This is a genomic window from Kitasatospora sp. NPDC127067 (genome assembly GCF_042724755.1).
Taxonomy (GTDB): domain Bacteria; phylum Actinomycetota; class Actinomycetes; order Streptomycetales; family Streptomycetaceae; genus Kitasatospora; species Kitasatospora lactacystinica.
Genome location: NZ_JBHXEM010000032.1, coordinates 1 through 13,387, shown reverse-complemented (window position 1 = coordinate 13,387; position 13,387 = coordinate 1). Strand labels below are relative to the sequence as shown.

General features: G+C 70.9%; 11 protein-coding genes and 1 pseudogene. 6 read left to right on the top strand and 6 right to left on the bottom strand.

The window, feature by feature from the left end; genetic code table 11:
* Positions 1 to 39 precede the first annotated feature (39 nt).
* The 4 genes from ACFWJ4_RS16065 to ACFWJ4_RS16050 form a co-directional block, all read right to left on the bottom strand.
* Positions 40 to 276 (bottom strand): DUF5988 family protein, encoded by a 237-nt coding sequence (locus tag ACFWJ4_RS16065; RefSeq protein ID WP_380544102.1) that lies wholly within the window; start codon positions 274 to 276, stop codon positions 40 to 42.
* Between the two features lie 341 nt (positions 277 to 617).
* A complete protein-coding gene (locus ACFWJ4_RS16060) occupies positions 618 to 1,703 on the bottom strand; it encodes a response regulator (RefSeq protein ID WP_380544099.1) in 1,086 nt (361 codons plus the stop codon).
* 276 nt (positions 1,704 to 1,979) lie between these two features.
* Positions 1,980 to 2,444: a HEAT repeat domain-containing protein gene (locus tag ACFWJ4_RS16055; RefSeq protein ID WP_380544096.1), complete on the bottom strand. Its 465-nt coding sequence runs from the start codon at positions 2,442 to 2,444 to the stop codon at positions 1,980 to 1,982.
* Complete coding sequence (locus tag ACFWJ4_RS16050; protein ID WP_380544093.1) at positions 2,441 to 4,252, bottom strand: glycoside hydrolase family 15 protein; 1,812 nt, start codon at positions 4,250 to 4,252, stop codon at positions 2,441 to 2,443. The genes ACFWJ4_RS16055 and ACFWJ4_RS16050 overlap by 4 nt, the downstream gene beginning before the upstream one ends.
* 493 nt (positions 4,253 to 4,745) lie before the next feature.
* Here ACFWJ4_RS16050 and ACFWJ4_RS16045 point away from each other — a divergent pair, with 493 nt between their 5' ends.
* From ACFWJ4_RS16045 to ACFWJ4_RS16030, 4 genes are all read left to right on the top strand, one after another.
* Positions 4,746 to 5,552, top strand: a complete 807-nt coding sequence (locus ACFWJ4_RS16045; RefSeq protein WP_380544090.1) for a class I SAM-dependent methyltransferase — start codon at positions 4,746 to 4,748, stop codon at positions 5,550 to 5,552.
* A gap of 208 nt (positions 5,553 to 5,760) precedes the next feature.
* Positions 5,761 to 6,426, top strand: coding sequence for a DedA family protein (locus ACFWJ4_RS16040; RefSeq protein ID WP_380544087.1), 666 nt, complete (start codon positions 5,761 to 5,763; stop codon positions 6,424 to 6,426).
* A 161-nt stretch (positions 6,427 to 6,587) separates the two neighbouring features.
* A complete protein-coding gene (locus tag ACFWJ4_RS16035; protein WP_380544084.1) occupies positions 6,588 to 7,259 on the top strand; it encodes an O-methyltransferase in 672 nt (223 codons plus the stop codon).
* A 168-nt stretch (positions 7,260 to 7,427) separates the two neighbouring features.
* Positions 7,428 to 8,327: a Gfo/Idh/MocA family oxidoreductase gene (locus tag ACFWJ4_RS16030; protein ID WP_359901043.1), complete on the top strand. Its 900-nt coding sequence runs from the start codon at positions 7,428 to 7,430 to the stop codon at positions 8,325 to 8,327.
* 148 nt (positions 8,328 to 8,475) lie between these two features.
* Here ACFWJ4_RS16030 and ACFWJ4_RS16025 read toward each other — a convergent pair.
* Positions 8,476 to 8,692: pseudogene (locus tag ACFWJ4_RS16025) on the bottom strand (GNAT family N-acetyltransferase); the annotation flags it as partial.
* Positions 8,683 to 9,813, bottom strand: a complete 1,131-nt coding sequence (locus tag ACFWJ4_RS16020; RefSeq protein ID WP_380544081.1) for a hypothetical protein — start codon at positions 9,811 to 9,813, stop codon at positions 8,683 to 8,685. The pseudogene ACFWJ4_RS16025 and the gene ACFWJ4_RS16020, both read right to left, overlap by 10 nt.
* Positions 9,814 to 10,343: 530 nt before the next feature.
* On the opposite strand from ACFWJ4_RS16020, the gene ACFWJ4_RS16015 reads away from it, so the two are divergent.
* Positions 10,344 to 12,212 (top strand): transglycosylase domain-containing protein, encoded by a 1,869-nt coding sequence (locus tag ACFWJ4_RS16015; protein WP_380544078.1) that lies wholly within the window; start codon positions 10,344 to 10,346, stop codon positions 12,210 to 12,212.
* A 144-nt stretch (positions 12,213 to 12,356) separates the two neighbouring features.
* Positions 12,357 to 13,387, top strand: a 1,031-nt coding sequence (locus ACFWJ4_RS16010) for a hypothetical protein (protein WP_380544075.1), incomplete at its 3' end; no start/stop codon positions are given.

Sequence of the window (13,387 nt, the reverse complement as noted above, 5' to 3'; positions counted from 1 at the left end):
CGATCCCGGGCGCGCGGCCGCGGTGTGACGGTCGGTGTGCTACTCGGCTATCGACGTGCTGTAGGTCCAGCTGAACACCGGCAGCAGCCGGCCGTCCACGTACTCGGTTCCGCCGTTCTGCTCGAAGTGGTGGTGCTGCCCGTAACGGGTCACGACCACCTGGGCGCCGGACATGGCCGTCGAATGATCCGACGAGGCGCTGGGCAGGATCTCCGGCCGCCCTTCCAGGACGACGTCGCGCTCGGCTCCGCCGGAATCTGTGACATGAATTCGCATGGACATTCTGTGGCCATCCTGGATGTTGGACCGACAAGGGCGAGTGATTGCGAAGAGTTATCGTTCCAGGTTCTCCGACCGGGTTTCCCGGGCCCGGTCGGGCTCGGTGGATACCCTCGGTCATGATTTTGCGTTCTGTTGACGCACCAAATCTGCGGAAACTGCTCGATATGTCACAAGTACAGCACGCCTGATCTGTCGGTGCAAGAACTTGCGAGCCCGGGGTGGATGGAAAGTTTTATGGATGAAAAATACACGATCATTCGGTGTTGCTCGCGGTGGGCCAGGGGGGGGAGGTGTTCTCCTTCTGTCATCCGGTGGCCGTTCTGGGGCGCCGTGCCTCAGGAGTCCTGCCCGAAATCCTCTTTCCGGCGGCAGCCCCAGACCCCGACGGTCGACCGCTTCCCGCGGAGCGGCAGGTCCCCGACGAAGACGAGGTCGTCCGGAGGGCTGCTCAGCATCGAGTAGGTCTCGCCGGACAGCAGAATCGCGTGCGAGGCCTCCTTCGTCATCTGTTCGAGACGCGAGGCCGTGTTCGTGGTGTCGCCGACCGCCGCGTACTCCAGGCGGCGGGCGGACCCGACCGTGCCGGACATCACCGGCCCGCTGTTCAGGCCGATCCCGATGCGGAACCCCGTGCCCAGTCCTTCCTGCCGCAGCCACGCGTTGAAGGCGGGCAGGGCGTCCCGGTCCATCGTCCTGGCCGCCGCCAGGGCGAGGTCGGCGTGGAACTCCTGCTCGATCGGTGCCCCGAAGGCGGCCATGATCCCGTCGCCCAGATAGGACACCAGGGTTCCGCCGTGGTCGAGAATGACGTCGCTCATCGAGCCGAGGTACTGGTTGAGGGTGCTGATGACCAGGTCCGGAGCGCTGTCCTCGGCCCAGGAGGTGAAGCCGCGGAGGTCGGCGAACATGATCGTCGCGGTGCGCTTCTCCCCCTTCAGCCTGAGGTCCTCGTCGACCTGCAGGAGGACCTTGTCGACGATGGGCGGGGGGATGAACCGGGCGAACATCCCGCGGATCCGGTCCTGCTCCAGGTCGTGCAGCCGCTTCCGGTTGAGGCTCGCGTCGATGCGCGCGCGAAGAAGGACCTTGTTGGCCGGTTTCGGAATGTAGTCGGCCGCACCGAGGCTGATCGCCTTGACGATGCTGTCCATGTCTTCGACCCCCGAAATCATGATGACCGGAATATCGCGCGTCGCGACGTCCTTCTGGACGTGCTCCAGCACGCTGAAACCGTCCATCCCGGGCATTTCGATGTCCAGCAGAACGGCATCCACGTCTTTCGTCGACAGGAGGTCGCAGGCCGCCTGGCCGTCCTCCGCGGTGATCGCCAGATACCCTTCCATTTCGACGAGCCTGGTGAGGAGCATCCGGTTGACGGGATCGTCGTCCACCACCAGGACGCATGGCTGGTCAAATTTCATGTCGAAGCCTCCCTGCAAGGATTTCGGCACCCCGCAGGATCCGGGCGTACGAGTGCCCGGTCAATAGCCCGCCACCGTGCTCGTTTCGCTGGATCGCAGGCCCTGCGATCCGCCGCGCGGCTCGGGTGCCGGATGGCGGTTCCGTTTCGTCGTCGTGCGAAATGAACCTGCCATCACCATTGTTGCGGAAATCCTCCGCAAAGCCAGAGCCGGTGGGCCTGGCCGGTTCGGTTCGGGCCGGTTCGGTGTTCCCGGGGCGACGGGGACGGGCGGCCGTCAGTCGGCCGAATCCGCTCGGCCGGCACTTCGGACGAGATGGTGCAGGGCGAGCTCGGCCTCGGCGCGGACGCTGGCATCCGGATCGTCGAGCAGGAGCCGAAGGGTCCGAACGGCTGCCGAGCTGTCCGCCCGCTGATAGTCGAGGCGGCCCAGGGACCAGGCCACCAGGCTGCGAACGAAGCCGGCGGGGTCTGAGCTCTCCGCCGAAAGGGCGCGGACGACGTCCTCCTCCCGTTCGGGATCCGCCCTCGCGAGAGCCGCCGCCGCCCACACCCGGACGAAGCTGAGCGGGTCGTCCAGTGCCGCCTCCAGCAGGGGCACCGCGTCGGCCGAACCGGTCTCTCCCAACGCGTACACGCCCAGCCGACGTTCGGTCGGATCGTCGCTCCGGGCGAGGGCTGCCCAGGATGCGGTCGGCCGGCCCAGGTACTCGCCGCTCCCCGAACGCTCGTCCCCGTTCATACCGTGCCTCCGCCCAGGGCCCGGTCGAGGGTGCAGGCGGCGCTGATCAGACTCAGGTGGGTGAGTGCCTGTGGATAGTTGCCGGCGCCCTCTCCGGTTTCCGAGGTCTCCTCCGCGAAGAGGCCGAGGTGATTGGCGTGGGTGAGCATCTTCTCGAACAGGAACCTCGCCTGTTCGACCTGGCCGGCGAGAGCCATCGCTTCGACGAGCCAGAACGTGCAGATGTTGAACGTCCCTTCGTTCCCCTGAAGGCCGTCACCCGCGGCCGTGCTCACCTCGTACCGGTACACCAGGCTGTCCGACGAGAGGTCCTCCACGATCCTGCTCAGGGTGCCCAGCATTCTCGGGTCCTTCGGTGAAATGAAGCCGACCATCGGCATGGTGAGGATGCTGGCGTCCAGGGCGCTCGCCCCGAAGCACTGCACGAAGGTGCCGCGTTCGGCGTCGTAGCCCTCCCGCATGATCGTCCTGAAGATCTCGTCGCGAGCGGCCGTCATGCGACCGCTGTCCAGCGGGAAACCGCGGCGCGTGGAAATCCGCAAGGTCCGGTCCAGGGCCGCCCAGCACTGCAGCTTCGAATGGACGAAGTGCTGCTTCCGGCCCCGGATCTCCCATATTCCTTCGTCAGGCCGGTGCCAGTTGGACGCGACCCACTCGGCCATGCGTTCAAGGTGTCGCCACAGATCGTAGGAGATGTGGCAGACACGTGCGTCGAAGATCTCGATCGCCGTGAGCAACTCGCCGTAGATGTCCAGCTGGAGCTGCTGCGACGCCCCGTTCCCGATGCGCACCGGCCGCGAATCCCGGTATCCCTGAAGGTGGTCGAGGACGATTTCGTCGAGCCGGGAACTCCCGTCCACCCGGTACATGAGTTTCAGCGGACTTCCCTCCCCGGTCTCCTTCGCGCGTTCCTCCAGCCACCCCATGAAACGGATGGTCTCCTCGGTGAACCCGAGTTGCATGAACGCCGAGAGGGTCAGGGCCGCGTCCCGTATCCAGGTGAAGCGGTAGTCCCAGTTCCGGTCCCCTCCCACCTCCTCGGGAATGCTGGTGGTCGGGGCCGCGACGATCGCGCCGGTCGGGTCGTGCGTCAGGAGCTTCAAGGTGAGGGCGGAGCGCCACACCATCTCCCGCCACCGGCCGGTGTAGGTGCACTGGCCGAGCCAGGCCTTCCAGTAGTCGATGGTGCGGTGCAGGAGGTCCTGCCCCGTCAGCCGCGCTTCGAGCAGGTCGCCCGCACCGCCGGCGCCCTCCACCTGGCGCAGGAGGAAGGTGGCCTCCTCGCCCTCGTGCAGGGTGAACTCGACGCAGACCCCGTCGTCCACGGTGGCGAGCGGGAACCTGCTGGTGAGGGCGATGGAGAAATCGCCGCCGTGGAAAACGGCTCCGCGTCCCTCCTGGGTGATTTCATGTCCCTTTCGGGCGAAATCGAAGGCCGGCAGACAATCGAGACGGAAGGACATGCTGCCACGCACCGCCTTGGCGATGCGGACGATCTGATGAGACTTCACGTCGGAATCCGAGCGTTTGACCGGCATGAAGTCGACCAATTCGCCCACGCCTTCCGTGCTCAGGAAACGCGTGATCAGGACGGCGGTGTCGGGCATGTACATCTGCTGGCGGCGCCCCGGCAGTGTCGGCGATATTTTGAAATATCCTCCCCGCCGGTCGTCGACCAGGCGGGCGAACACGCTCGGTGAATCGAATCTGGGAAGGCAGCACCAGTCGATGGAACCGTCCGTACCGACCAGGGCCGCCGTGTGCATGTCCCCGATCAGCCCGTAACTCTCAATCGGTTTGTAGCTCATGCCGGTTCCTGTTTGGCTTCGAGCTGAACATGATTCAATCATGCTCTGCCGGGACCTCGGCTGCCAGCCGTACGGCCGCCCCTTCAGCGGCCGGGCCCGCTCCGCGGCCGGTACCCCGCGTGGAACAACTCGGCCTCCACGGTGGACCGGTGGCTGCCGGGGGCTATCCCGCGGACCGCCCACCCTGCCCGCGCCGCCCACCCTGCCCGGGCCGCCGCCGGTCGCTCCGGCGCCCGCTCCCGGCTGTTCGCCCGGGCCGACGAGGTTGAGCAACGGAGGCGGACCGTACCCGGGCCTCGACCCTCCCGTCCCGGTCCGGTGCGCCGGTGCGCCGGTGCGTCGGCGCGTCGGCGCGTCGACGGGACGGGAGGGACGGACGGGGTGTCAGAATCGGCGGGTTCATGCCCATGACGGGAACACGGCCGGAACACCGGCCGGAACGTGGCGGGACCACGGCGGAGACGCGACGGGACCAGGTCCGAAGGAGCGAGCGATGAGTGGCGGGGTGCGGCCGGAGCTGGGACAGGTGTCGGAGACGGCGCTGTGGACGCTGTGGCACCGGGCGGTGGAGGCGCGACGGCCGGACACCGTGCTGCCGGACCCGAAGGCGGTCGAGCTGGTGGGCCGGATCGACTACCCGTTCGCGACGCGGTTCGGGGAGAACGCCTTGGTGAGCCAGCTCCAGGCGCTGCGGGCGGCCTGCTTCGACCGCGAGGTGTCCGACTTCCTGACCCGCTGCCCGCGCGGCACCGTGGTCGGGCTCGGGGACGGCCTGGAGACCCAGGCCTGGCGGGTCGACAACGGCCGGGCGAACTGGCTGTCGGTGGACCTGGCGGAGACCGCCGCGCTGCGTCGGCAGCTGCTGCCGCCGGACGAGCGGCACCGGATCGTCGCCCACTCGGTCACCGACCCGGGCTGGATGGACGGGGTGGACCCGGCGAACGGGGTGCTGATCAGCGCCGAGGGGGTGCTGATGTACCTGCGGCCGCAGGAGGTCCGCGGCCTGATCGCGGCCTGCGCCGAGCGCTTCCCCGGCGGGGCCATGGTGCTGGACGCGGTGCCGCGCTGGTTCAGCCGGCGGGCCGTCGAGGGCAAGCTGCGGGACCGGTACTACCAGGCGCCGCCGATGCCGTTCGGGATGGACGCGGACGAGTGCGGTCTGCTGGCCACCGCGCACCCGGGGGTCGTCGACGTGCGGGAGGTGTACCCGGAGGGCGGACGCCCGCCGCTGAGCACCCTGCTGCCGCTCGTGCGCCGGATCAAGCAGCGCCCGTCCGTGGTCGCGCTGCGTTTTGCCTAATCTTGAAGAAACGCTGGTCAACCTGGAACCATGGTGTCGGGGCGTACGTCGTAACCACGGGTGATCGGCCGGGGGGACAGGCCGCCCGGCACGTTAGGCTCGCTCTGGGGGAGCGGCCTGGGTGCCGCCATCGGACGAATTTGCCGGGACGGGCACGCTGCTCCAGGGGGAGGGCGGCCTGTCCCGTCCTGTCACGGAGGGACTGGCCTTGCACATCGACGCCTGGATCGAGGGGATTCCGCCGACGGCGGTGTACGCCGTTGTCGGTCTGATCATCGGGCTGGAGTCGCTGGGCATTCCGCTGCCCGGCGAGATCGCCCTGGTCACGGCGTCCCTCATGGCGGTCAAGGGTGTGGTGAGCCCGTGGGGCGTCGCCATCTGCGCGATCGCCGGTGCGATCATCGGCGACTCGATCGGCTACTCGATCGGGCGCAAGGGGGGCAAGCCGCTCTTCGAGAAGCTGGGGCGCAAGTTCCCCAAGCACTTCGGGCCCTCCCACCTGGCCACCGCCGAGCGCTCGTTCCAGAAGTGGGGCATGTGGGCGGTCTTCTTCGGCCGCTTCATCGCCCTGCTGCGCATCTTCGCCGGTCCGCTCGCGGGCGCGCTGAAGATGCCGTACTGGAAGTTCCTGATCGCCAACGTGCTGGGCGGCGTGGTCTGGGCCGGCGGTACGACGCTGCTGGTCTACAAGGTCGGCAAGAGCATCGAGCCCTGGCTGGCCCGGTTCTCGTGGGCGGGCCTGGGGGCGGCGCTGGTGATCGGCCTGCTGTCGGCCTGGATCATGAAGCGCCGCGCCGCCAAGACGCACGCCAGGATCGAGGCGGAGGAGGCGGCCAAGGCCGCCGCCGCGGCGAAGGAGCCGGTCGCCGACTGACACCACCCCGCCGGCCGGCCCCCCGGTCGGCCTCCGGCCGAGGCGCCGGTCGATCGTCCGACCGGTCCCGGACCGGTCGTCCACCACCACCGTCGTGGTGCCCTCGGGCCCTCGGAGTAGCATCGGTCGGGTACTGCCGATCTTGCACTCCGGAGGGCCCGATGTCTTCGCAGCCGACCTGGGACGCCGTGGACGCCTACTTCTCCGAGCGGCTGGTCGGACACGACCCGGTGCTGGAGCAGGCCACGGCCGCCGCCCGCGCGGCCGGGCTGCCGAACATCGCGGTGGCCCCCAACCAGGGCAAGCTGCTGCACCTGCTGGCGCTGACCCAGGGCGCGAAGCGGATCCTGGAGATCGGCACGCTCGGCGGCTACAGCGCCATCTGGCTGGCCCGGGCGCTGCCCGCGGACGGCACCCTGATCACCCTGGAGCTGGACCCCCGGCACGCCGAGGTCGCCCGGGGCAACCTGGCGGCCGCCGGCCTGGCCGGGGTCGCCGAGGTGCGGGTGGGCCGGGCCGCGGACTCGCTGGCCGAACTGGTGGAGCAGCGCGCGGACCCCTTCGACCTGGTCTTCATCGACGCCGACAAGCCGAGCAACCCGGAGTACTTCCGCCGGGCGCTCCAACTGACCCGGCCGGGCTCGCTGATCATCGTCGACAACGTGGTGCGCGGCGGCGCGGTCGCCGACCCGGCCGGCACCGACCCGGCGGTGGTCGGCACCCGGGCGCTGCACGACCTGATCGCGGCCGAGCCGAGCGTCACCGCGACCTCGGTGCAGACGGTCGGCAGCAAGGGCTACGACGGCTTCACCCTGGCCCGCGTCCGGAGCTGAAAGTCCGGAGCTGAAAGTCCGGGGCTGAAAGTCCAGGGCCGAGACCCGCGCCGCCAGGGCGTCCGCGGGCCCACCCGTATCACCGGCGCCCGTTCGCGCCCACCTGTACCACTCACACCCACCTGTACCACGCGCGCTCACCCGCGCTGACCGGAGAACGGAGACATCGTGCGGATCGGACTGCTGGGAACCGGCCCCTGGGCGGAGCGGGTGCACGCGCCCGTCCTGGCCGAGCACCCCGGGCTGGAGTTCACCGGCGTCTGGGGCCGCCGACCGGAGGCGGCCGAGGCGCTGGGCGCCGCGCACGGCGTGCCCGGGTACGCGGACCTCGACCGGCTGCTGGCCGAGGTGGACGCGGTCTCCATCGCGCTGCCCCCGACCGTGCAGGCGGGTCTCGCGGTCCGGGCCGCCGAGGCCGGCTGCCACCTGCTGCTGGACAAGCCGGTCGCGCTGACCGTGCCGGACGCCCGGGCCGTGGCCGAGGCGGTGCGCGAGCACAAGGTCGCCTCGGTGGTCTTCTTCACCGTGCGCTTCGGCGGCGAGCAGATCCCGTGGATCGAGCGGCAGGCGGAGCTGGGCGGCTGGTTCACCGGCCGCTCGGACTGGCTCGGCTCGGTGTTCGCGCCCGGCAGCACCAGCCCGTACGCGGCCTCGCCGTGGCGGGTGGAGAAGGGCGCGCTGTGGGACGTCGGCCCGCACGCGCTGTCCGTGCTGCTGCCGGTACTGGGCGACGCGACCCAGGTGACGGCGGCGGCCGGCCCGCTGGACACCGTGCACCTGGTGGTGCGGCACGCCGGCGGCGCCTCCAGCACGCTCGCGCTCAGCCTGACCGCGCCGCTCGCGGCGGGCGGGACGGGCATGGAGCTGCGCGGTGAGCACGGCGTGGTGCAGCTGCCCCCGCGCGGCGAGGGCCCGGTCGCGGCCCTGCACCGGGCGCTGGACGCGCTGCGGGCCTCGGCCGCCTCCGGCGAGCCGCACCCCTGCGGGGCGGACTTCGGGCTGCGGGTGGTGGAGATCCTGGTCGGCGCCGAGCGTTCGCTGGCGAGCGGCGGCCCGGTGGAGGTCTGAGCGGTCGACGCGGCCGGGCCCGGGTAGGGACCGGCGGTTCGGAAGGACGCCGGGTAGGGACTGGCGGTTCGGACGGACGCCGGGTAGGGACCGATGGTTCGGAAAGGCGCCGGGCGGGGCACGTGGGTGCCCCGCCCGGCGTCGTCCGTCAGATGCCGAACGGCGCGGCGTAGCGGACGGTGCCCGCGGGCAGCGGGTGGTCGGGTGTCCAGGGAGAGGGCCATCAGCGCCTCGTCCGGGACGTCGCCGATGTGGCAGCGGGTCAGCAGGGCGTGGCCGACGGCGGTGCCGTGCTCGTCGGCGGCGACGAGGGAGAGGCCCTCGATCCAGGAGGCGTCGGCGCGCAGTGGACCGCTCAGACCGGCGGCACCGGCGGCAGCGACGGCCCGGCCGGCGGCGGGGCCGAGGACGGCCGGCGGTCGGCGGGGCGGGCCGGCGGGATGACCGGGGCGCGGAAGTCGCGCGGGCCGGTCCACAGCGCGGGGACGGCGTCGCTGCGGCGGGCCAGTTCGTACGCCAGGGCCTCGTAGTTGACCCGCCAGCCGTGGAAGTGCGCCCAGGCCTCCTCGACCGGGCGCTCACGCGGGAAACCGGCCGCGGTGATCATCGCGACGGCGCCCAGGTACTCGGCGTAGGTCAGCCGGATCGGGACGTCCGGGTCCGGGTCCGTGTCGAAGTCGATCCGTAGCGAGCGGGCGATGTCGCGCAGTGCGGTGAAGCCGGCCCGGAGCACCAGCCGGGCCTCGGGCGGGGCCGAACGCGGGCAGAGCGCCAGGTGCAGGGCGGCGGCGTCCATCACGGCGATCAGTCCGACCACCCAGCTGCGGTTGGGCTGCGGGGAGCGGAAGGAGAGCAGCACCGGGTAGTTGGAGTGGCTCTCGCCGATGTCGGCGGCCAGCCGCTCCCAGTCCCGGTAGAGCTGGGGGAGCGCGGTCTCGGTGTCCACCAGGGACTGGCGGGCCAGCAGCTCGGGGCCCCAGGCGGGCTCGCCGGCCCGGGACTGCAGCAGCGTCACCTCGGTCTCGCGGCGCTGGTAGGCGGCGTAGAGGGTCGGCAGGTAGGAGATCTGGAGGGCGATCACCAGCGGGCCGCTGGCGGCGGCCAGGAAGTCGATCGCGGAGAGGTGCAGCCGGTCGCCGCTGGCGAAGCCGAGGGTGAACAGACTGGACCCGGCCTCGCGCACGGCCACCGACCAGCTGAGCTCCGAGGTGCCGTGCAGCAGCAGGGTGTAGGCGGTCAGCATGCAGCTGAGCCACACCCCGAGCATGCCCAGCAGCACCAGCGGCGCAAGCCAGGTGAGCGCCCGGTCCTGCGCGTGGTAGCCGCGGCCCGGCCCGGCGGCCAGCCGCAGCAGCCCGCGCAGCATCCGCCAGAGCCGCATCACCAGCGACGAGTAGAGCCCGCGCGGAACGACCAGCGTGCGCAGGATGCTGCCGACGATCAGCAGGAGCAGCGTCGCGCCGAGGGCGGTCTGGATCATCCTCATGGCGTCATTCTGGCGGTAGGCCGGGGCTGTCGCGGACCGGTGCCCGCGCGGGTCGGCCGTCGGCCGTCCGTCCACCTGCCGTCCGCCCGCCGTCCGTGGACCGGGCGCCCCGGTTCACCGCACCGAGTATGACCATGATCACACCAAGGCGAGGCATACGTACTGATGTTCCCACCGCGTCTATGTGTACGGAGGATCACGCCCACGAGCGAATCGGAGACCGGACTGTGCGTGCCCAGCAAGACAGCGCCGCCGAAGAGGAGAAGCCCGGGCGGCGACGGTGGCGCTTCCCACCGCGTCGGAGGCCGTTACGGGCGTGGCGCCCGCTCCGGGGGCGGCGCCCGTCCCCGAGCCCGTCCCCGGACCCCTCCCCGAGCCCGTCCCCGAGCCGGTCGACGGACCCGTGCCGGTCCCCGGAGCCGGGTGCCTCCCCGCGTTCACCCCTGCGCCGGTTCCTGCGGATCGACTACCCGCGCCGCGGACGGCGCGGAGTCCGCCGCTGGCTCCCCTCCTGGCGGCAGCAGGTGCTGGTGGCCGGGACCGGGGCGGCGGCGCTGACGGGCTGGCTGGCCTGGTTCTACACGAACACCGCCGTCCCGGAGGACCTCAACTCCTTCGCCACCCAGCAGAACAACGTCTACTACTGGGCGGACGGCACCGAGATGGCGCGGATCGGCCCGACCAACCGGCAGGAGGTGCCGCTCGCCCAGGTGCCGGAGCCGGTGCAGTGGGCGGTGCTGGCCGCCGAGAACGAGACCTTCTACACCGACCCGGGCATCTCCGTGACCGGCATCGGCCGTGCCGTCGTCCAGATGGTCACCGGCGGCGACACCCAGGGCGGCTCCACCATCACCCAGCAGTACGTCAAGAACATCTACCTGAACCAGCGTCAGGACATGTCCCGCAAACTCAGCGAGATCGCCATCGCGATCAAGCTGGACGACCGGATGAGCAAGCAGGACATCCTGGCCGGCTACCTGAACACCAGCTGGTTCGGGCGCGGCAGTTACGGCATCGAGCGCGCCGCGGCCGCCTACTACGGCAAGGACGTCTCCCAGCTCGACCCGAGCGAAGGCGCCTTCCTGGCCGCCCTGTTGAAGGGCGCCGGGCAGTACGACCCGGCGATCAGCGCGGGGAACCGGGAACGGGCCGAGGAGCGCTGGTCCTGGATCCTGGACCGGATGGTGGAGGTGGGCAAGCTGTCCGCCGCCGAGCGCGCCCGGTACACGGTGTTCCCCGAGCCCAAGCCGCAGCCGAAGTCGGCGGGGCTGAGCGGCCAGATCGGGTACCTGGTGGACACGGCCCGCGCCTACGTGGAGAGCCACAGCGACATCACCCCGGCCCAGTTCGACCTCGGCGGCTACCAGATCCGCACCACCTTCGAGAAGCCGAAGGTCGACGCCCTGGTCGCCGCCGTCCAGCAGGGCACCGCGGGGATCGACCCGGACAACCGGGAGTCCGACAAGCTCCTGAAGGTCGGCGCCGCCTCGCTGGCCCCGGACGGCCGGGTCGTCGCGCTCTACGGCGGCCCCGACTACCTGAAGCAGGGCTTCAACAACGCCAACACCACGACGGTGCCGATCGGTTCGGCCTTCACCCCGGTGGTGTACGCCGCCGGGCTCGGCGAGGGAGTGCAGCGCCGGCGCGGCGGAGACCGCACCCCGGTCGCGCCCACCACCACCTACAACGGCGACGACGGGGTGAACGTGATGACCCCGGAAGGGCCGTACTGGGGACGGGACGGGAAGATCGTCAAGACCGCCAACGACGGCAAGCGGAACTGGGGCAGCGTCACCCTGCGGAACGCGGTCGAACAGTCCGTCAACGGGCCGCTGATGCAGCTCGGCATGGACGTCGGCCTGGACAAGGTGCAGAAGACCGCCACCGACCTCGGCCTGCTCCCCAACAGCCTCGGCGAACTCGTCCCGGCCCTCGGCGTCGGCAACTCCACCCCCAGCGCCCTGCGCACCGCCGACGCGTACGCCGCCTTCGCGGCCGGCGGCTCCCACACCGACCCGTACTCGGTGCTCAGGATCTCCCGCAACGGCGTCCAGCTCCCCCTGCGCCTGCCCGCCGCCACCCAGGCACTCACCCCGGCGGTCGCGGGCGAGGTGGACGCGGCACTCAAGGGCTCCGTCCGCGACGGGGCCGCCAAGCCGGCGGCGGAGGCCGGCCCGAACCTGGCCGCCAAACCCGGCACCACCGCGGACCGCACGGCGGGCTGGTTCGTCGGCTACAACGGGCAGCTGTCGACGGCGGTCACCGTGTTCCGCGCGGACCTGAAGGACATGAAGCTCCTCTCCCTCGAAGGCCTGGGCGGCGCCACCCCGGACACCTCCGACGCCACCGTGCCGGCCCGGATCTGGACCGCCTACATGAAGACGGCCGCCGGACAGTAGGCCGGGCCTGTCTGTCAGTGCCGTCTGATAGACAGGCACTGTGCCGTCTTCTCCCACCACCGCGGGACACGCGGCACCGCCCGTCCGAACCAAGCAACTCCCCGGCCCACGCGGCAGGGAGTCGAACCGAGGAGGATGCACGACGTGTCCGTCGTTGCCGTGTACGTCCCAGCCGCTTCGAAGCGGAACTTCCAGATCGGCCTGCGCGAGTCCATATGGGGTTGGAAGCACGACACCGCGGCAAAGGCCGAAACTCCACAGGTGTTGGCCGGGCTGAAGCCGGGTGACTACGTCCTGTTCGGCCACCGGGGGCCGAACGCCCGTGTCCCCCAGGGCCAGTGGGCCGATGCGGTCCTGCGCGAGCTGGCCGTCGCCCAGGTCACCGGAGCCGTGTACCAGGACGAGGCCGAGGTCTGGCCAGACGACCGCTACCCGGTGCGCGTTCGCCTGAACATCCTGGACCTCGAGGCCACCGTCGCCGGAGGGCAGCTCGGCGATGCGGCGATGGAGGCCTTCCGGCTCTCCGCGAACAAGCAGGGGGCCCCGGTCCCGGTGGCCGACCCCGAGGTGATGACCAGGCTGGTCGACTCCATCGAGCACCAGCCGGGCGCGCCCGGAGCGACGGCGCCCGTCGTCGGCTGGCACGGCCCGAGCTCGCCGCAGAACCAGGACCGCTACCTGGAGTTGGGCGACAACCTGGACCGCCCCGTGGTCGCGCTCGCCCGCCGCGAGCAGGCCCGGCTTCGGCGCGAGAAGTTCAACGGCAGGAGCTCCATCCGCTGTGACCTCTGTGGACGGGAGCTGCCCCAGGGGCTCGTTCGCGCGGCGCACGTGCGGAAGAGGTCGCAGAGCAACCTCGAGCAGCGCTCCCACCTGGCGAACGTGATGGCCGCCTGTGTGCTCGGCTGCGACGCCCTGTTCGAGGACGGCTTCATCCGGGTGTCCTCGGAAGGGGTCGTGGAGGTGTCGGAGAAGGGCGCGGCCTGCACCGACCTCCTCGTGGTGGCGAAGACCCTCGAGGGCAGGCGGTGCACCGCTCACACGCCCGAGAGCGCGGAGTACTTCGACTGGCACTGGAACAACTGGTCCGTGCCGTCGGAGGCCGGTGCCGTGCAGGCCGGAGACGCCGGCCGTCTGAGTGCCCAGCGGGCGCGGTCGCCCGGCGGCCCCCGCCG

Bases quoted from the DNA above. Each gene is read 5' to 3' on its own strand.
- ACFWJ4_RS16050 (WP_380544093.1), bottom strand. From the start codon at position 4,252: ATGAGCTACAAACCGATTGAGAGTTACGGGCTGATCGGGGACATGCAC.
- ACFWJ4_RS16035 (WP_380544084.1), top strand. From the start codon at position 6,588: ATGTCTTCGCAGCCGACCTGGGACGCCGTGGACGCCTACTTCTCCGAG.
- ACFWJ4_RS16065 (WP_380544102.1), bottom strand. From the start codon at position 276: ATGCGAATTCATGTCACAGATTCCGGCGGAGCCGAGCGCGACGTCGTC.
- ACFWJ4_RS16045 (WP_380544090.1), top strand. From the start codon at position 4,746: ATGAGTGGCGGGGTGCGGCCGGAGCTGGGACAGGTGTCGGAGACGGCG.
- ACFWJ4_RS16055 (WP_380544096.1), bottom strand. From the start codon at position 2,444: ATGAACGGGGACGAGCGTTCGGGGAGCGGCGAGTACCTGGGCCGGCCG.
- ACFWJ4_RS16020 (WP_380544081.1), bottom strand. From the start codon at position 9,813: ATGAGGATGATCCAGACCGCCCTCGGCGCGACGCTGCTCCTGCTGATC.
- ACFWJ4_RS16060 (WP_380544099.1), bottom strand. From the start codon at position 1,703: ATGAAATTTGACCAGCCATGCGTCCTGGTGGTGGACGACGATCCCGTC.